Source organism: Clostridium bornimense, from assembly GCF_000577895.1.
GTDB classification, from domain to species: Bacteria; Bacillota; Clostridia; order Clostridiales; family Clostridiaceae; genus Clostridium_AN; species Clostridium_AN bornimense.
In genome coordinates this window covers 231,153-257,169 of record NZ_HG917868.1, presented here as the reverse complement: position 1 = coordinate 257,169, position 26,017 = coordinate 231,153, and the positions used below count along the sequence as shown (strand labels likewise).

The window sequence follows — 26,017 nt, the reverse complement described above, 5'->3', positions numbered from 1 at the left end:
TTCTCTGTGCAACAGCTCCCTCTTGTGCTTTGCCACTACTTTAACTGTACACTGCTTTCACTGTACACTTAAAAACTATCTTCTTTTAATTAAAGCAAATCCTACCCCTAAAAGTATTGTACCTAAAGTAGCTGCTGTTCCAGCACTTATTGGGCTACCTGTTTGAGGTAATGTTTCATTTTCAACATCGTATTCTTTAATGAAAGTTAATGTATCTTCTAATAATTCAACACCAAATTCAACTTCTCTAGACATTGGCACAACATAAGTCTTAACTTTGATAGAATCGCTTAATTTTGATACTTCAAATCTTACTTTTACTGCATCACCACTGTTAGTTATAGTAGCATTAACTTTTTTACCATTTACATATATAACATGATTTTGCATGAATTCTTTTCCTGTGAAAGTTAATGTAACATAGTATTTACCATTTACTTCTTCAACATAAGATGTAGATTCTAAATATTTTCTAGCCATTGATACTCCAGTTTCACTTTCATGAGTAACATTATTCTTGATTGAATAAAGCTTTCCTTTAACTACAACTGGAGCTTCATTAGTAGTCATACTAGTGCTTGTACCAGTTCCTGTAGTCGTAGTATTTGATCCACTACTTGTAGCACCACTTGTAGTATCCCCTGTAGTATTTCCTCCATTTGTTCCAGCTGATACAATAGTATCAATTAAAGTAAGTGTATCATTTTTTAGTGCTACACCAAACTCAACATTTCTTCCCATAGGTACTACATATGTACTTACCTTTATATCTTCATTTAAGCTAGCAACCTCAAATTTAACTATAACTTCATCATTATTATTTGTAATTGTTGCATTAACTTTATTACCATTTACATATACTTCATGATTGTTCATATATTCAGCACCAGTGAAAGTTAATATAACAACATATTTACCATTAGTCTCTTCTACTTTAGATACATTATTTAAATACTTTCTTGCCATTTGATATCCAATAGGATTATCATAAATAACATCATTTTCTATTGTGTAAACTTTAGTAACTACTGATTCACCTTCTGTAGTTGCACCAGTATTTGTATCTTCTGGCTTACTTTCTTCAGGCTTACTTGTTTCTGGAGTTGTATCTTCTGGTTTAGTTTCTCCAGTACTATTGTCAACATCTCCACCTTCAGCTTCTATTTTCTTTAAAGTTGTTGTATCATTTTCAACTCCAAATTCTTGAGTATGATCCATACCCTTAACGCCTACACTCACTACAACTTTTGAATCTATTGATGGAACTGTAAAAGTAAGTGTTCTTTCTTCCGTATTTTCTTCTACATCTAGTTTTTCACCATCTAATAAAACTTCTATATCTTGAAGCATTGGATAAAGTTGTTGATTTAATGTCAATGTAACATTGATTTTCCCATTTTCAACTTTTATTTTACTTTCTTCTCCGATAATCTTTCTTGCCATTTCTTCACCATGAGAACTATCTGATCCATATGAAGTTTTATTTTTCACAGTATAGTTTCCATCTTCTAAATCTGTACCTTCTTCTACCTTCTTTAAAGTTGTTGTATCATTTTCAACTCCAAATTCTTGAGTATGATCCATACCCTTAACGCCTACACTCACTACAACTTTTGAATCTATTGATGGAACTGTAAAAGTAAGTGTTCTTTCTTCCGCATTTTCTTCTACATCTAGTTTTTCACCATCTAATAAAACTTCTATATCTTGAAGCATTGGATAAAGTTGTTGATTTAATGTCAATGTAACATTGATTTTCCCATTTTCAACTTTTATTTTACTTTCTTCTCCGATAATCTTTCTTGCCATTTCTTCACCATGAGAACTATCTGATCCATATGAAGTTTTATTTTTTATTGTATAATTTCCATCTTCTAAATTTGTAACTGTATTTGAAACCTTAACCACTTCTTGTGCATTAACAACTTGTACATTTGTCGTTAATACCGCCATAGAAATCATAATCGCAGATAAAATACTCGTCAGCTTCTTTTTTATCATAAATATTTTCCCCCTAAATAATAAGTTTATATTTGACTTTTATATATTTTTCTTAGATAATTGTAATTGATATTCATTATCAATTTAATACGAAAAAAAATAAATACTTTTTTCTAATGATATTGATTTTCACTTACGATAAATATAATATCATATTTTTTACCACAGTTTTTTAAATATATTTATATGTTTTTTTATTATATTTAATAAATTTATCAAAATAAAACCATGAAAGGAGATTCTATGAATACCTCATTATCATCAATAACAGATTTCTTTAATTTTTTTAACCTTCCTATCGCCATATTAGATAATAATTTTTCAATGATATATAATAGATGCTATGGAAAAAAAGAAAAAAACTTGTTTAATGAATTAAATGTAGTAGAAGACCTAAAGAAACTAAATTTTAAACCTTCTAGTGTGCAACTAGACTATAAAGATGATATCGCTATTACTACAATCTTATTTTACGATAATAAAAAGCCTATGTTTTTACTCATAGGACCATATAATTTAACAGACTCTAATGCAAACTTCGTAACTAATCCCGAATGTCTTTATCATTTAACATCTTTAATAACAAATATATTAAATGTAAATTCACCTAATATTACTTCTCCTATAGTTTCAAGAGCTATTGATTATATAGAAGAAAATTATGCTGAATCTATAACTATGGATGATATCTGTTCAGAATTTAATATTAATAAATGTTATTTTTGTTGCGTGTTCAAAAATAAGACTGGTACAACTTTTGTAAATTACTTAAATAATTATAGAGTAGAAAAAAGTAAAGAACTTCTTCAAAATTCATCATTATCATTACTTGAAATATCTATAGCTGTCGGATTTAATAATCAAAGCTACTATAGCACAATATTTAAAAAGTTTGTGGATATGACACCTTTGGAATATAGGTATAATTTTTCAAAATAAACATAAATAAGCTGCTGAACAATATTGATTTATTGTTCAACAGCTCATTTTTTAATTCTCTATACCCTTTATACCTATTTGCTAAAACTCAAATCTGTAATTTTTTCTTACCTCGTTTGTAATTATATATAAAAAATATATGAAAAATCTACAATTTTTCACATAATAGGATTTTCATTTCCTATTCGCTATTTTTTTCTTATTTTTTCATTTATGAAAAAAGATATTAATTTTATGAATAAATATAGATTTATATAAGTTCATTATCTATAATAATAAATTTAACTTAAAATAATTATTACATATAATGGATATTATTTCAAAAAGTAATTGTCTCACATTGGGAAAAAAGGTATATTCTAATTAATAGGCAAATATTTTTAGTTATGTATGGAGGCGTTATGAGTATAGTGAATCGTATTTCTAGAGTCTTTTATTCTTCAGAAGAAATTACATTTAACAACTCTTCTAAATTAGTTTTCATAAGTGATTGTCACCGTGGAGACGGTGGTCTTTCAGATAATTTTTCTAAAAATCAAAACATCTACTTTTCTGCATTAGAATATTACTACGAGCATGGTTTTACTTATATTGAACTAGGAGATGGCGATGAACTTTGGGAAAATAATAAACTTTGTAACATAGTAAAGGAACATTACGATATATATTGGATATTATCTAAATTTTTTAATACTAATAGACTTTATCTAATATATGGAAACCATGATAAAGCAAAAAAAACTACTAAATTCTTAGAGAAAAACCTATTTACCTGTTTCGATGAAATCAAAAATACAGAGGTACCATTATTTCCTGGAATAAAAGTTCATGAAGGACTTGTTTTAAGGCATCAAGAAACTGATGAAAAAATTCTTCTAATACATGGACATCAAGGTGACATATTTAATGATAAGTTTGGTTGGCTCAGTAAGATTTTAGTTCGCTATCTTTGGAAGCCATTGGAAATATTTGGTGTTAACGATCCTACTAGTGCCGCAAAGAATTATGTAAAAAAAGAACGGGTAGCTAGGAAACTTACAAATTGGGTAGAAAAAGAAAAACATATGCTTATATGTGGTCATACACATAGACCAATGTTCCCTTCATTAGGACATGCACCTTATTTCAATGATGGAAGTTGTGTTCATCCTCACAGCATAACTTCTTTAGAAATAGTCAACGGTTTAATAACTCTAGTAAAGTGGCAAATAAAAACCAAAAGTGACCGTACATTATTTATAGGACGAGAAATTATAGCAGGACCAGAGCTACTTGAGAAGTACTTTAAGTATTTTCATTAAAAAGTATTCCAACAACACTTAAGTATAATAGCTATATATATTACAAAACATCTTATATCATTTCCTACTTTTCTCTATAAAATAAAAGACTGAAGCTATATAAATTACTTCAGTCTTTTCATAATTATTTTAATATTGTCCCATTAATATTTATCGATTCTACATATGATATACTTAACCTCTTCATATTTCACTTATTATGCTTTAACATCTATTGAATGATATCCTATTTTCTCTTCTAAATCTATGAAATTCACTCCAGTTGCATCATCTTTTTTCTCATCATTATTTTCTTCTTTTTCTTTATTCTCAACCTTATCTAAAGTACCATTAATGTCTTCAATTTGTTTATTAATATCTTCTGTTATATCACTTACCTTTTCATTTACCTTAGCGAGCCTTGATTCTTTATTATCTGTATTAACTCCCCTACTTTTATCCATCTTTATTTCACTCTTTAACACTCTTGCTTCTCCTTCTATTGAAGTTTTAACAGTGTTAGTAGTCTTTATCTGTTTTATAGCATTACTTGCACTAATAAGCCCTTCTACAGAAAATTCCGTCGTATCCTTCGAATTCGTGTTATTATTACTTCCGTTAGTTTTTGCATTCTTCTCTCTCTTTTCTTTCTGAATCTCAATCTTTCTTTCCATAAGCTGCTTATTTAGATCTTGTAGTTGTTGCTGTAACTCTTTTCTTCTTTCCGCCTTTTGTTCATCAGACATATTTTTATTTTCCGATATTTTTTGAATTTGATTTTGAACATCAGTAATCTGTTTTTCAATTGCTTGTAATTGATTATCCTGATCAGTTCCTATCCTCATTTGCATTTGATTATTATTTGTTCCATCAATACTTCCAACCTTCATAAAAAGTCTCCCTTATATTCACACACAGTTTTATCTTATAAGTTCTTTTTCGTATTAAATCCATTTTTCTAAAGCAAGTACCTCCAAATATTTAAATCAATATTGCAAATATAATTTATTCCTTTCCAAATAATAAACTATTATATCTTTCTACACTTCTCTCAAACTCTAAAAAATCAATATTTCTACCTATCCTTATAGTTTCCTTACCCTCAATAAAAAGTAATAAAATCGGCAATGAAAATACCCCATACTTTGCCGCTATATCCACGTTTTTCTCTCCATCTACCTCATAATAATTAACATTCGAATACTCTTTCAAAATTTCTTTAATCTTCTTCTTTATAACCTCACAAGCACCACAACTAGTACCAGTAAAATATATAACTGTAATTATATTTTCATTTATTAAATTATCAATTTCATCACTCTTTTTAATTTCTATCAACACTTATATCTCCTTATAAATTATTATCTTCATATTATACTGTAGTGTTCTCATATATTTATATATAATTCACTATTAGAAAGGAAAGATTTATTTGAAAAAAAGATTCGTATTACTTTTAATTACGATAATTCTACTGCTGCCACTAATATCTTGCGTAAGTAAAACAAATACTAACGCATCGATAAAAAATATACAGTTAACTAACGTTAAAAAAGTACTAAATGAAAATTATCAAGCTAAAATAATTGATAAAAAAAGCATAATTGAAACTTTAACATCAGATGAGTTTGAAGGACGAGCTATAGGCAGTAATGGCAATAAATTAACAGAGGAGTATATAGATAAATTGTTTAGAGATATAGGATTAAATTCACTTTTTAATAATGGATATAAACATAAGTATAATACAACCTCTAATAATATAGTTGGTAAAATAGATGGTAAATCTAATAATGCTATAATTATTTCTGCCCATTTTGATCATATAGGATATCAAGACGGAAAAATAATAAAAGGTGCTATTGATAATGCTTCAGGAGTATCAGTTTTATTAGAAGTGGCAGAAATTTTAAAGAATACATATTCATTAGAAAATCCTGAGTTTGATATAGTTTTTGCCGCATTTAATGGCGAAGAGTCAGGGAGGATGGGAAGTAGTAAATTTGTACACGATATAATAGGCAAGTATGATAATTTAATAGATATAAATATAGATTCAGTAGGTTATATAAACGGCGGAAAAATAACCTTTTTAAATAATAAAGGTTATAACAATTTAAATAAATTCATGAAAGAATCGTTAGAAAACAATGGTTTAGAAGTAACATTAGATAATAAAATATTAGGAAGATCTGATAGTGATTCATTTAAGAGACCAGAAATGAAATCAATATGTATAATAGAAGAAAATATAAAAGAAGTGATTCATAGTGAAAAAGATACATCTGATGTAGTAGATTATTCAAAATTAGATAAGATTTCTAACTCAATCATAGAATTAGTTGAGAATATTACATATGCTGACTAAAAATATAAAAGGAATTGAGGCACAATATTTATTGTGCCTCAATTCCTTTTTAGTGAAGGTTAATTTTCCCTATAATCTGTCACCTGCAATCCACCACTACTTAACTATAACAGATGCTAATATAAACTTTAACTATCTCCTTCACTCCGTACAAATATACATCAAGCTATATGAAAGTGAAACTTTCATTAGCCCATGTAAGACCGTGTTATACCACCTATTTTTAATATAAAACAAATATTTATACTAAACTAATAATCTCAGAAATTCCGTAGGAATTTCATCCATTACTGTGAACTGTTCACTGATTTCCTATCTGTTATCAACTTTCTCAGGATACATATCATGATTCATCATTCTATAGTTTGCCATTTCTTCAAACTTAGTTCCTGGCTTTCCATAGTTGCAATATGGATCTATGCTTATTCCGCCTCTTGGAGTAAACTTACCCCATACTTCAATATATTTAGGATCCATAAGTTTTATTAAATCCTTCATTATTATATTCATACAATCTTCATGGAAATCACCATGATTTCTAAAGCTAAATAAATATAATTTTAATGATTTACTTTCTACCATTTTAATTGATGGTATATAACTTATATAAATTGTAGCAAAGTCTGGTTGACCAGTTATTGGACAAAGACTTGTAAACTCTGGGCAGTTAAACTTTACAAAATAATCATTGTCTGGATGCTTATTATCAAAAGTTTCTAATACATCTGGATTATATCCATAATCATATTTTGTTCCTTGATTTCCTAAAAGAGTTATTCCATCTAATTCTGATCCTTGTCTTCCGCTGTGACTCATGTTCTATTTCTCCTTTTTACTCTCTAAGTATTTTTCAAGACCATGTTTTCTTAACTTACAAGCTGGACATTCTCCACATCCATCACCAATAATACCATTGTAGCAAGTAAGTGTTTTTTCTCTAACATAATCTAATTTTCCAAAGCTATCTGCCATTTCCCAAGTTTGTGCTTTATCTATCCACATTAATGGCGTATGTACAACAAACTCATAATCCATGGCTAAGTTTAGTGTTACATTAAGTGACTTAATAAATACATCTCTACAATCAGGATATCCACTAAAATCTGTTTCACATACTCCTGTTACAATATGCTTTGCACCCTTAACTTTAGCAAGAACTGCAGCAAAAGTTAAGAAAAGCATATTACGTCCTTCAACAAAAGTTGATGGTAAGCTGCCATTTTCTCCTGCCTTTACTTCTATATCATTACGAGTAAGAGCATTTGGCGCTAATTGATTTAATAGTGCCATATCTAAGATATGATGTTCTACACCTAACTCTTTTGCAATGTTCTTAGCACATTCTATTTCTAAGCTATGTCTTTGATTATAATTAAAAGTAACTGCAATTACTTCATCAAACTCTTTAAGTGCCCAAAATAAACATGTAGTAGAATCTTGACCACCACTAAATACAACTACCGCTTTTTTATTCATACGTCTCACTCCTATTTCATAATTAATAAAGCTTCTTGTCTTAACATATCATCCTCTTGGAATTTTCCAAGAAAAGTTGTTGTTGTTGTAAGAGTTCCAGGTTTCTTTATCCCTCTTGCAGTCATACAACTATGCTCTCCAGTTATAAGAACTCCCACATCCTCTGTTTCTGTAACCATAGAAATTATCTCAGCTATATCGCTACCAATACGTTCTTGAAGTTGTAGTCTTCTTCCTACCATATCTGCAATTCTTGCAATTTTGCTAAGACCAATTATTTTGTCTTTAGGAATATAAACTACAGTAACCTTCATATTATACATAAGTGCTAAATGATGCTCACAGTAGCTATGAATAGGAATATTACCTACTACTACCATATTCTTATATGTCTCACCAACATAATCTTCTTCTTCAAAAGTTGTCCCAAACATATCGGCAATTTCTTTATTAGTATAATTCATACCTTCAAAAACTTCTTCATACATCTTTGCTACTCTTTTAGGTGTCTCTAATAATCCTTCTCTATTGGGATCATCACCTAATGCTATAATAATTTCTCTTATACATTCCTGGATCTTATTTGTATCTATCTTTTTAGCCATAGTTATCTATACCCCCCTGGCATCCTTATGCCATATTATCTTATGAAGCTGAACTTGTAATCTAACATTGTTTAACTTCTTGTCTTTCATGAATTCTACTATTTCATCCATTTCAATCTCACCTAATACAGGACTAAAATATATTAAGCATTTTGATGTTAAATCATAATCCTTAATTATATTATAAGCCATTTCTAAGTCTTCATTACTTCCTACTACAAACTTATAAACATCTGTACTTTCTATATTTTTCAGATTTTCTAAATTCATCTTCTTTGTCATTCCACTCTTAGGTAGTTTAAAATCTACGATATAACTTATATTTCCACCCCTATGTCTTGCCTTAAAAGAAGCTATGTCTACAGACCCATTAGTCTCTATATGAACAGATAAATCCTTGTCATTATCTAAAAGTTCTAAAAGTTCATCTATACCTTCTTGAATAAGTGGTTCTCCACCTGTAAGTGTAACATTTTTTGCTCCATTAGCTTTTATATAATCATAAATTTCCTTTGCTGATAGAACCTCTGTTGTATTTTCTTTATCCCATGAATAAGTTGTATCACACCAAGTACATCTTAGATTACAATGTTGAAATCTTATAAAAGTTGCAAGCTGTCCAGATGTTGGTCCTTCCCCATCTATAGATAAAAACTTTTCTATTATATTAAACATATTATTCCTCCGAATATATACAACTGTTAGTAGGTGTTTCGAATAGCTCTACTTCATATATAGGAAAACCTTGCGCTTTTAATTTGTTAAATATATCTCTAGACATTTCTTCTGCCGTAGATCTATATGGTACAAATACTATATTAAAATTGTTAGGTAATACTTCTAGCTGTTTTGCTAAAGCTCTACCGTCTTCATTGTCCTCAATTATAAGCTTATGATCAAAACTTTCTGCGATATCTCTAAGTGCATTTTTAAAATTAGTAAAGTCATCTACCATACCACGACATTGACCTTCTTTTTGAAGTTCTTCTGCCTTTAAAGTTGCTATTAATCTATATCTATGTCCATGAATATTAGCACACTTTCCTTTATATCCACTAAGGTAATGTGCCATATCAAATTGTGCTTCACTTCTTAATTTAAACATATTTTTAACTACTCCTTATAAATAAAAAAGGTTTATTTCATTACACAAAACTAGCATAACAAAATAAACCTTAACTCTTAATTCTTAAGTTAAAATTATTTGCCTAGTTTTGTTTAAGGACAGGATGGTCTTAACGAACTGTCCGTATTTAATTATTACTATTATGTTATAACATACTATGAAAAGATATGCAAACTTAAAATATCTATTCACTAATACAAAGATTCATTATATCATTATAAAATTTATCCTCATCATTAATTGCCCATCTTCTTCCCTCTCTATGCATCTCAAATATTTCTTCATAAGTCTTATCTGAAAGCTGACTGTCATCATAACCTCTTATCAATGCATTAATAGCTAAATCTATTACATCATCTTCATCTTGCAATATTGCCCCTTTTCTTTCTTCTTCTACATATTGATTCACATTATTTTGTATATTGCTAAGATCTAAGTAATTACAGGTAATTTTTACTTGTGCTACATCATTCTCTTCCGATACCTTCTCAATTTTAAAATCAATTTTGTTAACAGCTCTTAAAACTGCTTCATATATTTTTTCTACTTGCTTATCTGAAGCACTAACTCCTTCTTTGCTTAATTCATCTATTATCTTATTTTTTACTTTAATTTTGCCACTAACATATAATGCATTTTTTTCTTCTTCTGATCCTATAAAATCAACTGTATCAGAATTTTCTTTCAGGCAACTTGCATCAATATAAACCTTCATACTCTCTTCTGGAGTATAATTTTTTTTAATTTTAGGTAATGTTATTTTACATGAAGTTAATAAAACCGATACCATAATAATACTAAGTAATGCACTAATTTTCTTAATATTTTTCACAAATCATCTTCCTTCCTTTTTATTTATTGTTAATATCGTACATTTATTTATTATTTTTACTGTTCTTTATGTAAATTCTATTTTTGTTTAGTTTTTCTTAATTCTTTATAAAAAAATACTGCAAAATAATTAAATTATTTTGCAGTATTTTAAAAGTAGCTCTACTTAATCATTAACGAATCAATGCCTTCAGTAAATAATTCCATTTCCTCTGGCATCCAAGACATTGCACCTTTTTCAAATGTAAAAATAGCTTCATTTTTTTCTGTAGATGGCTTTGCTTCTTCTAAGCCTTTTACTATATTATCAACATACTTCTCAAGACATTCTTTCTTTAGCTCATCACTATTACTTTGTCCTTCTTCTATATCTTTAAAAGCTTCTTCCGCTGCCGCTTCATCTATCGCTTCTACATCTATATAATTCATTGATACTTTAACTTCAGCAGTATCTCCATCTTCTGAAACTGTATCTGTCGTAATAGTAACTTTCTTAATAGCTTTTATTTGAGCTTTATATATTTTTTCTAATTGTTCATCACTAGCTTCAACACCAGCTCGCGCAAATGAACTTTGTATCTCTTTCTTTCTTTCTTCTTTTTCTGTCTCAATTCCTTCTTTTGCAGTTTCACTACTAGCACCAAGCTTTCTAAGAGCCGCTTGATCATGCTTTACATAGTATTCAGCTAAGAGCTTTGCACTTTTTTCTAGAGACACCGTACCCATACATGATGATAATGAAAGAATCAATGTAAAAATTAAAAATATAGCTATAACAGCTGATATTACTCTTTCCTTTGTAAATACTTTTTCTTTCTTAACTTCTATATTTGAATTATTTCTACTTAAATTTTTATTACTTTTTTTCTTTACTTTTTTCTTTGACAAATTATCTTCCCCCATCATTTTTTATACTCTAGCTTATTTAGTTATTAAGTTATCTATAGTAGCTGCAAACATATCATTATTTGCTGGAAACCAACCATTTCCTGCCCTAGTAAAAGCAACTTCCTCTTGGTTAAAATCTTCAGACGGTTCTATATTTTTAAGTTCTTCTATAAAACTTTCTATATATACCTTAGATTCTAACTCTATATAATCCTCTTCATTACCTTCTGAATTTCCCAATGATTCTTCAACCTTATATGATGCTTTATAACTTATTTCCGTAAAAGGAATACTATTAACCTTTATACTTACTATAGCTATATTTTCATCTTGAGAAATAAGTTTCGTCTTCACCGTCAACTTTTTTGATGCCTCTATAATTGCATTATAGTACTTATCTAATTGATCATAGGTTACAGAATATCCTAGTCCATTTAGATTGTTCTTCATTACTTTTATACTTTCTTCCTTGCCGTTTTGCAATGCGGTCTGTATATCCTCATCACTCATCCCTAGTTCTTTTACTCCAGATTTATCACCATATATATAGAATTGTGCTACTATTTTTGCACTTTCTGCTGGTGATATAATTTCATTAGTTTTATTACCTAATAAATCCTCTGCAATATAATAAACAAATAAAAGTACAATTCCTACAAGAAATATAGTAATAACATTATAACAAAACTTTAATATTTGTTTCATATATTTCTATCCCTTCAACTAAATTAATACAGCATATTTGTATCGTAGCAAACTCTTGATATTATTTATTTTATTAGATTATATATTATATAAATGAAATTTATAATCCCTTTTTAAATATTAATTTTAAAATTAACAACAAAAGCAAGTTTTTCTTTCATATATTCCTCCCCCATATAGGTACCATATATACTAACTTTATAATCTATCTACTATGTTGTAAACTATATTTTTACAACTTTATGTATCCTACAAAAATAAAGCCAGAAGCTCTCACTCCTGACCTTATTACTTTAATTAACTTATTCAATTTTCATATTATCTCATTACTTATATATGTCACTTTTTAATATCATAAAGAGAAAACTATATCTTAAATTAATACTATTCAAACCCAATAACTATCCACTCATCAACAACATCCCAAAAATTCATCTTGTATGTAGGTTGACTAGAAGTAAACCAAACTGTAGCATTATCATTATCACAATTATTTAAATCAGTTGCTACATACCCTCCCATACCTGAATTAAATGTAGCAAATGTTGTTTCTAAATTTATTCCTAAATCTTCTTCTAATTCATCTAATATACCCCATTCATCTTCTCCAAAATATTTTACACCTTCTATGGGTACAAGTCCCATACTTTCACTAGCATAATAGAAAAAACCATTATGTATATTTTCATAAAATCTTTTTATTGCTTCTGGTACCTTAGTCCAATCTATCTTCAATTTATTTATATCAATATTTGAAAGAATACCTTCATAATATAATATCCTATTATTTTTTGATTTAATACTATATAACAAAGAATATCTTTCTCCATATTTTATTAATTCTATATTTACTAAATTATTCTTTAAATAATTAATTGTATTGCTAAGCTGTGGAAATATATTTTCCTCCCATATAGAGATAGTATCTTTAATTTTTTCATCTAAGGTAGTTTTATTAAGTATAGATTTCCACTTTTTAGGTATCTCATCTAACAAATCTACATTTTCATTTATAAGACAAACATTTTTATGATATTTATTCAAATATTCTAATTTTTCTTTCATATATTCCTCCCCCATATAAGTACCATATATACTAACTTTATAATCTATCTACTATGTTGTAAACTATATTTTTACAACTTTACGTATCCTACAAAAATAAAGCCAGAAGCTGTCACTCCTGACTTTACACCCTAACCATCACTTTATTAAACTTTTTATTAACTATATAAAATAAAAACCTTATATTTATTATCTATTGACTCTTTCAACATACTTAAAATAATATTTAATATTTCTTTTTCTTTAATTCCTAAACTACTTGTTTTTTATTGCTCTGATGTTAATACATCTGTCACTTTTATTAATTCAGTTTCTGTGGCTCCAGATTCTTTTGCTGATTTTGTTTTTCCTAATAAACTATCTACCTTATCTTTTCCATATCTATTCCATACTTTAGTTACTGTTTCCTTACTTACATTATACGTCTTAACAAATGTACTTGTAAATTTCTGTTGAATAGATTTATATAGTCTAGATTTCATTACTGTCTCCATAGCTAGTCCACTACAAAGCATTCCCTCTATTTCTACCACAAAATTCAAATAGTCTAGTATTATAAATAGTATTTATGCCTTTATTCCTTCTTTGAACCCATCTATAAAATGATCTAAAAAGTGTAATTATTGACCCTAGGATTTCCTAGCTTATCAACTTACAATGGTTTTTAACCCTAGTTATCTTAGCTTTTAAAATATTTCAGTACATCAAAAAAGATTAATGTTCCAACTACTGAAACATTAATCTTTTTAAATTTTCTTATTGCCCTTAAAGTTCATATTTTAAAATATATTAGATTATTTATTCAACTATTTTATACTTTTGTTTTTAGTGCTTTATGGTCTTTTTACTTAATTAAGTGAATTAATTTACTTATAAACAACTCATCTATAGCTTCATTACTACTCTTGACATATACTTTTTATAATTCACATACATATCCATTATATTTTGATATTTTCCACCACGTTAGATTTGTTCCTTTTTCAAAAGGCGATTACAACAGTCATACTCCATGTGTATTCTATTTCCAGTTGGAGTGATAACTTCTGTCAATTTTCTATTCCGCTAGGAGTAATAAACATATTATTTATATTTCTCCAAACTTCTATATGGATTCAAAACATCCTCACCATCCTCTTTTATTGTATCACATATCTCTTGGAAAATATCTTCATCCATATTTTTACACAAAACAATAGATTTCTTAATTTTATTGTAGCAGTTTTGCAAGCCCAAGTTCACTACAATTGAAAGAATAATATCCACTTCATTTTAGTTCTCCGTATTCCACATATCTGAAATGGTATTATCTAATTTAACCTTAATATTGTTTTCTAACAATTCATAACTCATAACTTGTCTATCAGTTAATATATTGACTATGTCCAAGAATTGTTCCTTCGAAATTTTCTCATTCACATATTCTTCTAAAACATTTTCTGCTTCCTGATGCACACCCTGGATATTTTTCTGCTGCAACAGGATCCGGCTCATGCCAACGAATAATAGCCTTTTGTCCATCCGCTAAAGTGAATTCATATTTACCTCCATCTTTTATTGTATCTGTTGGTACAAATGTATTCGGTACATCATCCGGAATAATTGCTTGTAAACTTTCCAAATTGATTTCACCATTATCATTCAGTAATCCTTTTACAAAACCTCTTGCTTCATCTCTTGTCAAATCTCGTATAGAATTACTACCACTCTCACTTGCCTTCTTAGCCTTCTCATAAATCTCATCAACACTTAATTTCTCATTCTTAACATCTCTTAATGCACTATCTTTTGCTTTATCAATATTCTTTGCTTCTATTTCTCCCTTAGAATATACCTTTTCCATTACTTCTAAGTATTTAGAATATTGATCTGCTGTTAACTTTTATGTTACCTTTATTAATTCTGTTTCTGTAGCACCAACTTCTTTTGATGATTTTATTTTTCCTAATAAACTATCTACCTTATCTATTCCATACTTTAGTTAGGGTTTCCTTTGTTACATTATATTTCTTACATTTTAATTCTCTTGTAGCTGCGTTCATATGTTCTTTTGTATCACTTAATAATCTAACTTATATTTTACCATACCTTAAGCCATATTTTCTTAAATTCATGTATCGTACAAAAAACAAAGCCAGAAGCTATCACCTCTGACCTTATTATGTAATCATTCAATTTGTTAAACTTTTATATTAATTCATAATGAGCTAAATCATATGGATAAAATTTATTACTTTTTAAACAAGTGTCATCAACATTAAAAATTTTAGCCAAAGCTGCAACTTCAAAACACCAATACCCACAATAAGTATCATTTACTGACTTATGAGAATTATACCAATACGCATCATAATGCTCATGATACCATTTATTTAATTCATTTATTAATACCATTTCTTTTTCATTAGTTACACATAAATCATTAAAATAATCAAATTGTGACCTTTCCTTTTGTATTTTCCCATTCTCTAAATATTGAAAAAGACATATTATCAACCCATCTTCTATAAAAGAGTCTTTCATAATCCTTCTTAAATATTCAATAAAAATATTTTTCTTTTTAATAAATAGAACTCCAATTGAAAGAATATCTATTATGTCATATATGCTATCGTTTGATAAACATACATCAGTATAATATTTTAAATATTCCACATAATATTCAAAGACCTTATCACATGAATATCCCATTGAATATGTTAACTTAACACAATTCATATATAAATTTGATAGATGTATTTTGCCGATTTTAATTCCATTAACATTCGTTTTATCTAGTTCTAAAATAGCATTTTTAAACTTTTCAATCCTATTATTCTCTGATTGATATTTTTTTTTAAAATAATTTATGTCCTTAATATTATCTCTCATAATGCTCCTCCAAAATTACTTTACTATATTTGCCTCATCATCTAAAATGCTTATAGTTATTTCTCCCTTATCTGAAATATGTACCAATTGACTTTTTATATTATCTGCATTAAGCATCTTTTCCATAATAATTTTATCTGCATTAGTTTCTCCAACTGCATCTACTAATCTTTTATCAATCCAATTACTACTCATTTGCTTACCGTCTTTTGTATTTCCTAACGTAGAACTACCATACTTAGCCTCTCCAATTATATATTTAGGTTCTCCATCTGCTTTATAATAAACTCCATCAATTCCATGATGTGTCGGTTCATTTAAATCAGTAACCTTATCTATGCTAATTCTATCATAACCTTGACTTTCAAAATATACGTCCATCTTCATTTCACCATAATTACCCTTTTGAAGATTATTTGATAAAACGATATCTCCATTTTCAACTGCCTTAATAATATCAGTTACAGAGCTAATACTACTTTTTACAGCATTCTCATAAATCTCATCAACACTTAATTTCTCATTCTTAACATCTCTTAATGCACTATCTTTTGCTTTATCAATATTCTTTGCTTCTATTTCTCCCTTAGAATATACCTTTTCCATTACTTCTAAGTATTTAGAATATTGATCTGCTGTTAATACTTCTGTCACTTTTATTAATTCAGTTTCTGTGGCTCCAGCTTCTTTTGCTGATTTTATTTTTCCTAATAAACTATCTGCCTTGTTCTTACCATACCTATCCCATACTTTACTTACTGTTTCCTTACTTACATTATACGTCTTTATAAATGTATTTGTAAATTTTTCTTGAATAGATTTATATAGACTAGATTTCATTACCTTCTCCATAGCTAGTCCACTACAAAGCATTCCCTCTATTTCTGCTACAAAATTTAAATATTCCTGAGTAGTATATTCTCCCTTTGCATATAATATTGTTAATTCTGTAAATGAAACTATGGATGATATTATAAATGCATAGCATAATATAGTTGCTACAACTGCAACAATTTCTGGTGCTATTATTGCTACAATAGTACCTATTATTATAAATGGTATTGCTCCCTTTATTCCTTCCGTAAAACCATCTATAAAATGCTCAAATACTTCCCATACATTTACACTACTTAAATCATTAGCACCTTCTCCACCAGCATATCCACCAGCAATCATATATCCAGCTGCTCCAGTGTCATTGTCCATTACTATATATACAGAACCTGTCCAATCATAATAGTTAATTTCATTCTTAGGTATTGTTACTTCTTTTCCTGAATTCACCACATTTACTATTTCATTTTTTACATAGTCGCCTACATTTAAAAGTGGTAATACTTCATTTACATTTTCTTTAGTTACTGAGTATAATGTTTCTCCTTGTTCTGTTGCCTTATTTAATATTGATACTGTTGATACTGCTGGAAGTCCACACATTTGCTCTATTATTGAACTTTCCATTGCAGATGCTATCATTCCTGTTTTTATCATGTAACTTTTTTCTTTTTCTTTATCTCCATCTCTACTTACTACAGAATGTGCATCTCCTCCAATATCTACATAAACAGAACCTAATTTTAAATCTACCGGTGTACCGTATAAGTATTTTACTGTAGGTTTAAATCCTGATATACCAAAGCTTAAACATCTTGTATCTTTTACCCCACTCATTTCTGCTGATATTTTATTCATACTGTCTAGTTCACCAAAATAACTCTTAATTATTCCATTAAGAATTTCTCCGGCAACTTCGTCACTATAATAGTCTTTTTCAGCTGCATTCTCCTCTGCTTCTTTCATCCTTGATTGTATATTAGTTATTTCATTTTCAGATATTGCACCATAATCTAATCCTAATGCATAATATCCTCCTGCTGTTAATACAGCGGTAACACTTTGACTAGATAATCCTACTCTATCTAAAACTATACTAAAGTTTTCCACTTGTCCTAAACCTATAGCTGACCCTTCTGCTATAACTTCTCCATCAGCCTTTATTACAGGTTTAACTTCAACTAGGTAAGCAGGTGTATCAAAAACACTTCCATAATTACTTATTATCTCTTCATCACTATCTGTGGCTGGAATCCAACTTAATGTTAATTTCTTACCATATAACTCTACAGCAGTCTTATTTAAAGAAAGTTCTCCTCCAATACCATAGGTATCACTAACTTCTATACTTACTTTTTCTCTCTTATTATTATCTATTTCACTACTTCTGCTATCTATTGATACTAAAGTATTAGGAATACTAAATGGCAATAAATCTATTTCTTCAGGAATTATTTCTAATCCACCAACAACATCAATTAGTCTTTTTCCTTCAAGAGTTTCTTCATTTATATACTTTTCAAGTTGAGATTTTATATCATCTGCAGCATATTTTAAATCATCATTATATATATTCTTCACTCCAAAGTTATCTTCTGTTTTTACACCACCATAATAAAAGTCATCTGCAATATCACTTGTTTCAATATCTTTCTCTACTGAGTTTATAGTTCCTTCTACTTTTTTATACGTCTTAAATGATGGATCAAATGGTATCCACTCTTTTTCATCAGTGACTTCACCTTGTCCTCTATATTCACATAATGAACAATAAGCTTCTACCCAAACATGTTCTATTCTTATAGTTACAATTTCTCCACCACTAGTAATAGCTGTAGTTTTATTTCCCATGGATGCTAACATATCTGCTGCAACTTTTGGTGTTTCTGCTCCTGTCCATACCATTGCATTTTCTACAGATACATCTACAGTTCCTGTTACATATCTAGCAGGTATATTCTTACTTCTAAGTAATGCTATTAAAAGTGAACTTTGATCATAATCATTACCAGCTAATTGTTCCAACGCTCCTGCCGCACCTTTTCTAGAGCCTGCATAAGCTTCAAAATCTACATTGTTTCTTACAAACTTATATATATCTAATGGATTATCACTTAATTCATCAGATTTTTTCTTTATAACCTCTGTTATCTTTGTATCTAGAGTTTCTTTTAAATACTCCTCATTATCATCAGTATCTTTGTCTAAAGAATATTCAATTGCATCATTACTAATTGCAGTAGCTTCTTCTGTAACATATACTGCTTCTTCATTATTATGAGGTAATGCATCATCACCTAAAGATTTATATGTATTTTCATCTTTTCCAAAAATACTTTCATCATCTAATACTGCTAATATCTTATCCTTATCATCACTATTTATAGCTTCTTCTATTTTGTCTTTACTATTTACTAAGTCTTTAAACTGATTCTTTACCTCTGTTAATCTAGACTTAGCTACATCTAAATTATTTTTGTCTAAGTATTTTTCAATATTTTTAAATTCTTTATTTATCTTATCTTCATTACTTTCAATAGCTTCTAAAGTTTCCTCTAAAAGCTTTTTACTCTCATCTAAATTATCATTTTCTATAGCTTCTTTACTTTTTTCCTTATTAGCAGATACTGTTTCTTGAAGACTGCCTAGTTTTGTCCTATCTACAGTAGTTAATGTTTCTTTATCGCCCCATAATTTATTAGCATTACTTTTTATTTCTCTCCATACTTCACCAGGTGAACTACAATTTATAGTCATAATTACTATTAATGTTAATGCAATAGATTTAAAAGTAACCTTCCACTTATCTTTCATATTTCCCTTCCCTTCTTTTATCATGGAGAATAGACTATTCTATTCTCCATACAATATGGTTCATTTTTAAGTTATCTTGTTATGTCTATCTCAAAATCATCAATAAAAGTATTTTGATTGTATCCCCCAGTTGCTCCACTGAATCCAGTTCCCGTATAAGTAGTATCTAGTGTTCCTTTATAGTCAATTACAAGTAAAGAATCTACATATACTTGTACACTTTCACTAGTTACACTCACTTCTACATCATGCCATTGACCATCAGCTATCTTTGAAGTTATTGAATCATCATTATTAAATTGAAGTACCTCTCCACTTGTACTATTTTTCATTAATGCAATATGTGCTGAATTTTTACCTATCTTTTCAGAATTGCTACCGTTATAAAAACTATCAAATTCTATAAAATATCCACTATCAGCTTGTACTCCTAAAGTTTCTCCCGTATTACCTAATTGATTTGGATTTTTATAGAACATATAAGTAAATCCATCACTATTAGTTCCACAACTACTTTCACCAGCTTTGTACTTAAATTTTGTAGTAAATTTATTTGTTGTTTCCTTTTTAAGCCACATAGCACCATTCTTCCAATTTTCATTTGGTGTTATTCTTGCAAATCCATCTTCAAGTCTTGCTGCAGTTCCCATGTAGTTCCATAACCCTGTATCTGCACTGAAATCATCTTTTATATTTTCTGTTATCTCCTCAACATCTTCTTTTATCTCAACATCATCAATAAAGTGACTATTAGTATAATCTCCTGTAGCTGCTGCAAAACCAAATCCATTATAAGTCTTATCAATTTTTCCGTACCAAGTCATAACACTTTCGCCATCAATAAATACTTCAATACCATCTGTCTTAACTTTTACCTCTACATCATGCCACTTATTATCACTTACTTTAGCGGCTATAGCATCTGTAGCATTAACTTTTAATGTAGATGTTAGCTTATCTTTAAATAAAGCTATATGTCTGTTATTATTGTTGATATTTTCACTGCTTCCATTGTAGAAACTATCAAATTCTAAACCATAACCATTACCTTCTGAAAATCCTAATGTTCCACCACTAGCACCTATCTTATTAGATTCTTTACCAAACATAAATACAAAGCCATCTGCTCCATTACCCTCGCCTGCTTTATACTTAAATTTACTAGTAAATGGTGCTGAAACCACATCATTAAGCCACATTGCACCTGTTTGCCATGTTTTATTTTCTGTTAGTACCGCATAACCTTCATCACTTCTATAGGCACTACCAAGATAATCCCACTTACTATTTGTTTCTGTAAAATCATCTTTTATGTCTTCTAGTGCTATTTCTGTATTTTCTCTTATAATCACATTATCAATATAATGATGGTTATTTTCTGTACCTGTAGCTGATGAAAATCCAAATCCATCATAAGTAGTATCTAATTTTCCTTTATAAACTAATACTCTCTCACCATCTAAATAAAGTTGTACTCCGTCTTCTGTAACTCTAACTTCTACATCATGCCAGTTATCATCACTTAACTTACTTGCTACCTCTTCGGTTACATTCATAGCTAATGAATCTATTATCTCTCCCTTATTTCCTGTTGATAATAAATCTTTTCCTAATGCTATATGTGCTCTATTTACAGAAGTTTGTTCACCATGGAACTTATTATAGAAGCTATCAAACTCAATAGCATATCCGTTCCCTGTATTAAAGCCCATTTCTCTACCTTCATTACCTAATTCATTTGCTTTTTTAGCAAACATAAATGTAAATCCATCTGCTCCTGTTCCGCCACCAGCTTTGTATTTAAAGGTCGTAACAAAAGGCAATGATATTCCTTGCTTTAACCACATTGCTCCATTTTCATGATTTTTATTTTCTGTTAGTACAGCATAACCACCATCACTTCTATGTGCAGTGCCCATATAGTTCCATAAATCATTTTCTTTTTCAAAATCATCTTCAATATATTTAACAGTGAAGTTATTAGATGCTATTAACTTAGTTTCGCCATTAGGTTTAATAGCTTCATATTGAATAATATAGTCACCAGCTTCTATAGATTTATCACCCCATGTAAATGTCTTATTATCGCTATTACCTACTTCAACATTTGATTCCCATTGATATTTTTTCATTTCTTTTTCAGTACCAACTTGAATAATTCTAATAATCTGAGGCATATTGTGAATATTTTCATTTCCAGTATTCTCTATTAAACTTTCAAAAGATACCTCTTCTGCTGGTGTAATTATAGAATTTAATACCTTTAAGTTTCCTTTTACTCCAAATAAATTTTCTTGTGTAGATATTACCTCAAATAATGTTGTTTCTTCACTTATTTTCTTATCATCTAAATAAATTGTTGCAGTTACTTTATATTGTCCAGCTTTATTATCATTAAGTTTAAATGTACCATTCTTAGTTACTTGTGTTGAAGACAGTATATCTTCTAATGAAACTAATTCATTTTTTACGACTTCATTTTGTTCATTTGTAATTACTGTTTCTAATGTTAGTCCTTTTTCTATACAATTAATGCTTGTATTACTTATTTTATTTGTATATGTAACTACATCATTAGCATTATATTGTTGCTTATCTACAAAAACATTGTGTTTTATGCTTCCATCTTTATTAATATTGAAATAAGCATCTGTAGTTTGTATAATTTTACTTCCTTCAAACCATTGAACCTCTATCTTGTATGTTCCCATCAGCAATTCTTTTGTATTAAAAGTATAATTATCTTCTTTTTCTTCATTCCCTTGCCAGATAGATTCAATGTTATTGTCTAAAACTTCCACTACCTCATTATTTGAATCATAAATTGTAACCTTTCCAGTCAAATTCATAGAATAATCATGAAGATTCTTAGTTTTATTTGTAATTATAACGTTCTCGTTTGCTGTATATTCTTTCTTATCTGTAGTAATTTCTGATTCCAATTCATATTTATTAACTTCTACTGACATATTTTTAAGCTTACGAGTCTCTCTCTCATTTTCTCTATTTGTATAACTTAATGTAGTATCTTTAGTTACTACATACTTAGCTTCTGATATAAGACTTTCTCCATTTAATTCAACTTGTAAATCTATAACTTCATCAATATCAATCTTGTCAAAATTCCAACGTAATAATTGATTTCCATCTTCTTTTTCAATAATTTCAGAAGGTGCCGGTGTTACTTTTTCTGGATTAATCTTGAATTCTGATGATGGTATAACAGTTTCTAATACTACATCTCGTCCAGCTATATTATTAATTTGTTTAGGAACAAAAACGTTTCTATTTATAGTCTTAATATCTACTCCATTTACACTATATACCACAGAATAAGTTAAAGTTTTATCCACTAAAGAATCTTCTGCTACTACATTCCAAGAAGTTTGCTTTTCCTCTCCTACACCCATATTTCCAAATAAATGAGTTTCTTTTTCTTCTTCAGCCAATTTAAGTCCTGTTGGTAAAACAACACGTGCTTTAACATTCCCTATCTCTTCAAGTCCCATATTATATGCATAAGCAGTTACTAAAAATGGATTAGGATCATATCCCTCTTCTGTAGCTTCTAATTTCGAAGCACCAGTAATACTTGCTACTAAACTTCCACTAATATCTGAATTTAACTCTCCAATTCCATAATAAGTTACATACTCTCTTTCTTCTCCCGGTAACAATTCTGTAGGATTCCAAAAGACAGTCACTGCACTATCCCCTGTACTACTTCCTGTAGGAGTAAGATACCATGAATAGCTATTAACTCTACTCCAATTCATAAACTGTACTAAATCAGGCTTTATCATTCCTTCTTTATAAAAAGTTCCTTGAGCTACTACAGATGGATTGCTTAAGTTATCAAATGCTTGCCAATACTGTGGAATTTTATCTCCCACTAGCTCCTTTTCATAGCTTAATGCCCCTATTCCTGGAACTCTAAAAGGTGCTGCATCATTATATCCTAACATAGTATCTAGCATTATTCTTAATCCTGCACTATGACTTACTGTATCTTCATTTTTAACAATATAACGTATTTCAACCATATCATTTCTACCTGTATTAGAATTATTAACAATGGCAAACTTTTGTTTTATCTTAACATTTCCAATCTTTTCAACCGATGTTACACTACCTTCAGATAAATCTGGAGTTACCCCTTGAACATTTGGTGAATATATATATTTATTATCATCAATATTTACAGTAGTATAACTTGTACCACTTCCTGGATGTCCATAAAGTAAATTTTTATTATTATCTGAAATATACTCAGGATTTCCTTCCTTAGTTCCTAATGTATATCCTCTACCATTCAAATAAAATTCTATATATTCATTAGACATAATATTTCCGCTATAAGCAAATGATGATGTTGATTCATCCGCAAGAGCGGCTAGTACTGAAAATGATCTATAACTCATAACTTTTTCATCATTTTCTTTTAATCCTTTTAAATGAAAATTCAACTTCAAATTATCTTTTCCTGGATAAAGTTTTTCTTTATCCTTATCTTGTGTAATATAAACACCAGTATTAGAAAGTCTTTCATAAACAATAAATTCTTTTTCATTACTACCTACTAGATTATCATTTTGTATTGCTTCTACCTTAAAAGTATATGTAGCAGGTTCTGTAACTTCTGGTTCAAATGTCATAAGCTCAACATCATAACTTTCTTTACTCTTGCTAAGTTCTTGTATTTTTGAATCTTCCTTAACTACTACATCACCTTTCAAAATTTGAGTCCTTAATATAAGATTTACATCTACATTAGATAAATTATCAAATGCAACCTTTGTATTAATAGTTATAGGTTCACCCACCATTGTAGAATCACAATCAATTAATGTTTCAAAATTATCCACTTGTACACTTTCTTCAATTGTAAAATTCTCTTCGGCAGAAGATATTATATATCTACTTTTAGAATCAATTATTTGTACAACAACTCTATATTGTCCTGGGCTTTGATTTTTTACCTCCCAATCTGTTTTTAACTTATTATCTTGAAAAACTACTCCCCCATGCTCATCTAAGATAAAAACGTTAACTTCTGCTTTTTCTTCATCATAATTAGCAGCTACTTCTATTGTCATATCTTCATATGCTTTATAACTCTTACATAAAGTTTTATCTGCATTGTCCTTTTTATAGATATTGATAGAATCTATCTCAGCCTTAGGTATTTCTGATATTTTTTTCATTAACTCAATATAAAGTGCTGTAGCATATGCATCATTCATTACACTTCCATTTTCTAATTGAAGTCCACTAACTACTTTTTCTATATATGAACTTTCTTGTATCCCTTCAGTATTAAGTACTGCTGAAAAAGCTTTAAGAGAGGCTCGTATATCTTCTAATGAATCTCCCCAAAGCTTGTTGTCATTTTGTTTGCTCAATAAATAATCTCCTGCTTTTCTTATTGATTGCTGCACATTATAAGAATTATTTTCACATATATTACTAAATTTATTTAATGCAATAATAACTTCTGCAGTAAGTTTTACACTTTCTGTTGTATCTTCAAAATAAGAAAAACTACCATCTTCGTTTTGATGATTAAGTATATAATTTACTAATCTATTCTCAACATCTACTTCTTGTTCATTCTGATCTAGTAATACTGTTAATACAAGATTAGCATCTACTACATCACTTCCATAAAGATCTGTTAATCCAAAACCCCCATCTTCGTTTTGGTTTTTTATTAGGTCTTCAATATTATCTTTTGTTACTAATTCTTTTATCATTAATCGCCTTGCTTGATAATCTACTGTAGATTCTTCTTGTTCTTTTGCCCATTTTAAACCTTCCTTGTAACTCTTTTCACTATCCAGTTCACTTTGCAATACATCCAGAACTTGATACGTCGTTATCTGTTGAATACTGTCCCCCCAAGTACCATCTTCATTCTGATTAGTTTCTAACCATTCTATTGCTGATTCAATCTCAGTGTTTGTATTTTCATCTTGAGCTAAAACTATATAATTTGTATTAATATTAGTTATTAAACAAATTATAATTAAAACTTTTGCTATCATTTGTTTAGTTTTAATAGCAATTTTTTTAGACTTGTTTTTTTTCAATATTTTCCCTCCCTATTTTTAAAATTACATTTTATAACATTACATATTATATTTTATAATGGATATCATTAAAAAAATGTAATATTTTGTATTTAGCTTACCAAAAATATCGTTAAAATAAAAAA

Annotated in this window: 21 protein-coding genes; 3 read left to right on the top strand and 18 right to left on the bottom strand. The window is 28.8% G+C overall.

All coding sequences use genetic code 11. The annotated features are described in order from the left end of the window. Positions 1 to 75 precede the first annotated feature (75 nt). Positions 76 to 2,001, bottom strand: coding sequence for an NEAT domain-containing protein (locus CM240_RS01185; protein ID WP_044035870.1), 1,926 nt, complete (start codon positions 1,999 to 2,001; stop codon positions 76 to 78). A gap of 243 nt (positions 2,002 to 2,244) precedes the next feature. Here CM240_RS01185 and CM240_RS01180 point away from each other — a divergent pair, with 243 nt between their 5' ends. After that, positions 2,245 to 2,940, top strand: a complete 696-nt coding sequence (locus tag CM240_RS01180; RefSeq protein WP_044035869.1) for a helix-turn-helix domain-containing protein — start codon at positions 2,245 to 2,247, stop codon at positions 2,938 to 2,940. Between the two features lie 401 nt (positions 2,941 to 3,341). After that, on the top strand, positions 3,342 to 4,241 hold the full coding sequence (locus CM240_RS01175; protein ID WP_044035868.1) for a metallophosphoesterase: 900 nt from the start codon (positions 3,342 to 3,344) through the stop codon (positions 4,239 to 4,241). Between the two features lie 197 nt (positions 4,242 to 4,438). Here the strand turns inward: CM240_RS01175 and CM240_RS01170 are convergent, their stop codons facing one another. Both CM240_RS01170 and CM240_RS01165 read right to left on the bottom strand, forming a co-directional pair. Next, positions 4,439 to 5,110: a FlxA-like family protein gene (locus tag CM240_RS01170; RefSeq protein WP_044035867.1), complete on the bottom strand. Its 672-nt coding sequence runs from the start codon at positions 5,108 to 5,110 to the stop codon at positions 4,439 to 4,441. A 115-nt stretch (positions 5,111 to 5,225) separates the two neighbouring features. After that, positions 5,226 to 5,558, bottom strand: coding sequence for a thioredoxin family protein (locus CM240_RS01165; protein WP_044039633.1), 333 nt, complete (start codon positions 5,556 to 5,558; stop codon positions 5,226 to 5,228). Between the two features lie 94 nt (positions 5,559 to 5,652). Between CM240_RS01165 and CM240_RS01160 the strand changes: the two genes are divergently transcribed. Next, complete coding sequence (locus tag CM240_RS01160) at positions 5,653 to 6,588, top strand: M28 family peptidase (protein ID WP_051483622.1); 936 nt, start codon at positions 5,653 to 5,655, stop codon at positions 6,586 to 6,588. Positions 6,589 to 6,900: 312 nt separating this feature from the next. Here the strand turns inward: CM240_RS01160 and queF are convergent, their stop codons facing one another. The 15 genes from queF to CM240_RS01085 form a co-directional block, all read right to left on the bottom strand. Further along, on the bottom strand, positions 6,901 to 7,404 hold the full coding sequence (gene queF / locus CM240_RS01155; RefSeq protein WP_044035866.1) for a preQ(1) synthase: 504 nt from the start codon (positions 7,402 to 7,404) through the stop codon (positions 6,901 to 6,903). A 3-nt stretch (positions 7,405 to 7,407) separates the two neighbouring features. After that, positions 7,408 to 8,064 carry a 7-cyano-7-deazaguanine synthase QueC gene (queC, locus tag CM240_RS01150; RefSeq protein ID WP_044035865.1) on the bottom strand — a complete coding sequence of 219 codons (657 nt, stop codon included), beginning with the start codon at positions 8,062 to 8,064 and terminating at the stop codon, positions 7,408 to 7,410. A gap of 11 nt (positions 8,065 to 8,075) precedes the next feature. Further along, entirely contained in the window at positions 8,076 to 8,669 is a 594-nt protein-coding gene (gene folE / locus CM240_RS01145; protein ID WP_044035864.1) for a GTP cyclohydrolase I FolE, read from the bottom strand. Positions 8,670 to 8,675: 6 nt separating this feature from the next. Beyond that, positions 8,676 to 9,344, bottom strand: a complete 669-nt coding sequence (gene queE / locus CM240_RS01140; protein WP_044035863.1) for a putative 7-carboxy-7-deazaguanine synthase QueE — start codon at positions 9,342 to 9,344, stop codon at positions 8,676 to 8,678. Position 9,345: 1 nt separating this feature from the next. Beyond that, entirely contained in the window at positions 9,346 to 9,774 is a 429-nt protein-coding gene (locus CM240_RS01135; protein ID WP_044035862.1) for a 6-pyruvoyl trahydropterin synthase family protein, read from the bottom strand. Between the two features lie 205 nt (positions 9,775 to 9,979). Then, positions 9,980 to 10,627: a DUF5105 domain-containing protein gene (locus CM240_RS01130; protein ID WP_044035861.1), complete on the bottom strand. Its 648-nt coding sequence runs from the start codon at positions 10,625 to 10,627 to the stop codon at positions 9,980 to 9,982. 161 nt (positions 10,628 to 10,788) lie between these two features. Then, on the bottom strand, positions 10,789 to 11,514 hold the full coding sequence (locus CM240_RS01125) for a DUF5105 domain-containing protein (protein WP_044035860.1): 726 nt from the start codon (positions 11,512 to 11,514) through the stop codon (positions 10,789 to 10,791). A gap of 33 nt (positions 11,515 to 11,547) precedes the next feature. Further along, the gene (locus CM240_RS01120) at positions 11,548 to 12,219 is read right to left on the bottom strand and encodes a DUF5105 domain-containing protein (RefSeq protein WP_044035859.1); all 672 of its coding nucleotides are present in this window, start codon (positions 12,217 to 12,219) and stop codon (positions 11,548 to 11,550) included. Positions 12,220 to 12,603: 384 nt separating this feature from the next. Then, positions 12,604 to 13,284 (bottom strand): hypothetical protein, encoded by a 681-nt coding sequence (locus CM240_RS01115; RefSeq protein ID WP_044035858.1) that lies wholly within the window; start codon positions 13,282 to 13,284, stop codon positions 12,604 to 12,606. 266 nt (positions 13,285 to 13,550) lie between these two features. Further along, positions 13,551 to 13,766, bottom strand: a complete 216-nt coding sequence (locus tag CM240_RS01110) for a hypothetical protein (RefSeq protein ID WP_162148680.1) — start codon at positions 13,764 to 13,766, stop codon at positions 13,551 to 13,553. Between the two features lie 790 nt (positions 13,767 to 14,556). Then, positions 14,557 to 14,703 (bottom strand): hypothetical protein, encoded by a 147-nt coding sequence (locus CM240_RS17380; RefSeq protein WP_156930492.1) that lies wholly within the window; start codon positions 14,701 to 14,703, stop codon positions 14,557 to 14,559. Further along, on the bottom strand, positions 14,696 to 15,127 hold the full coding sequence (locus tag CM240_RS17375; RefSeq protein ID WP_156930491.1) for a hypothetical protein: 432 nt from the start codon (positions 15,125 to 15,127) through the stop codon (positions 14,696 to 14,698). The genes CM240_RS17380 and CM240_RS17375 overlap by 8 nt, the downstream gene beginning before the upstream one ends. Positions 15,128 to 15,471: 344 nt before the next feature. Then, entirely contained in the window at positions 15,472 to 16,155 is a 684-nt protein-coding gene (locus CM240_RS01095; RefSeq protein WP_044035856.1) for a PoNi-like cognate immunity protein, read from the bottom strand. A 15-nt stretch (positions 16,156 to 16,170) separates the two neighbouring features. Beyond that, positions 16,171 to 19,803, bottom strand: a complete 3,633-nt coding sequence (locus CM240_RS01090) for a transglutaminase domain-containing protein (protein ID WP_162148679.1) — start codon at positions 19,801 to 19,803, stop codon at positions 16,171 to 16,173. A gap of 71 nt (positions 19,804 to 19,874) precedes the next feature. Then, positions 19,875 to 25,892, bottom strand: coding sequence for a lectin-like domain-containing protein (locus tag CM240_RS01085; RefSeq protein WP_044035854.1), 6,018 nt, complete (start codon positions 25,890 to 25,892; stop codon positions 19,875 to 19,877). Between the last annotated feature and the right edge of the window lie 125 nt (positions 25,893 to 26,017).

Excerpts from the sequence above, each read along its gene's own strand:
- CM240_RS01185 (WP_044035870.1), bottom strand. The coding sequence starts at position 2,001 with ATGATAAAAAAGAAGCTGACGAGTATTTTATCTGCGATTATGATTTCT.
- CM240_RS01180 (WP_044035869.1), top strand. The coding sequence starts at position 2,245 with ATGAATACCTCATTATCATCAATAACAGATTTCTTTAATTTTTTTAAC.
- CM240_RS01175 (WP_044035868.1), top strand. The coding sequence starts at position 3,342 with ATGAGTATAGTGAATCGTATTTCTAGAGTCTTTTATTCTTCAGAAGAA.
- CM240_RS01170 (WP_044035867.1), bottom strand. The coding sequence starts at position 5,110 with ATGAAGGTTGGAAGTATTGATGGAACAAATAATAATCAAATGCAAATG.
- queF (WP_044035866.1), bottom strand. The coding sequence starts at position 7,404 with ATGAGTCACAGCGGAAGACAAGGATCAGAATTAGATGGAATAACTCTT.
- queC (WP_044035865.1), bottom strand. The coding sequence starts at position 8,064 with ATGAATAAAAAAGCGGTAGTTGTATTTAGTGGTGGTCAAGATTCTACT.
- folE (WP_044035864.1), bottom strand. The coding sequence starts at position 8,669 with ATGGCTAAAAAGATAGATACAAATAAGATCCAGGAATGTATAAGAGAA.
- queE (WP_044035863.1), bottom strand. The coding sequence starts at position 9,344 with ATGTTTAATATAATAGAAAAGTTTTTATCTATAGATGGGGAAGGACCA.
- CM240_RS01135 (WP_044035862.1), bottom strand. The coding sequence starts at position 9,774 with ATGTTTAAATTAAGAAGTGAAGCACAATTTGATATGGCACATTACCTT.
- CM240_RS01120 (WP_044035859.1), bottom strand. The coding sequence starts at position 12,219 with ATGAAACAAATATTAAAGTTTTGTTATAATGTTATTACTATATTTCTT.
- CM240_RS01115 (WP_044035858.1), bottom strand. The coding sequence starts at position 13,284 with ATGAAAGAAAAATTAGAATATTTGAATAAATATCATAAAAATGTTTGT.
- CM240_RS01110 (WP_162148680.1), bottom strand. The coding sequence starts at position 13,766 with ATGAAATCTAGACTATATAAATCTATTCAACAGAAATTTACAAGTACA.
- CM240_RS17375 (WP_156930491.1), bottom strand. The coding sequence starts at position 15,127 with ATGGAAAAGGTATATTCTAAGGGAGAAATAGAAGCAAAGAATATTGAT.
- CM240_RS01095 (WP_044035856.1), bottom strand. The coding sequence starts at position 16,155 with ATGAGAGATAATATTAAGGACATAAATTATTTTAAAAAAAAATATCAA.
- CM240_RS01090 (WP_162148679.1), bottom strand. The coding sequence starts at position 19,803 with ATGAAAGATAAGTGGAAGGTTACTTTTAAATCTATTGCATTAACATTA.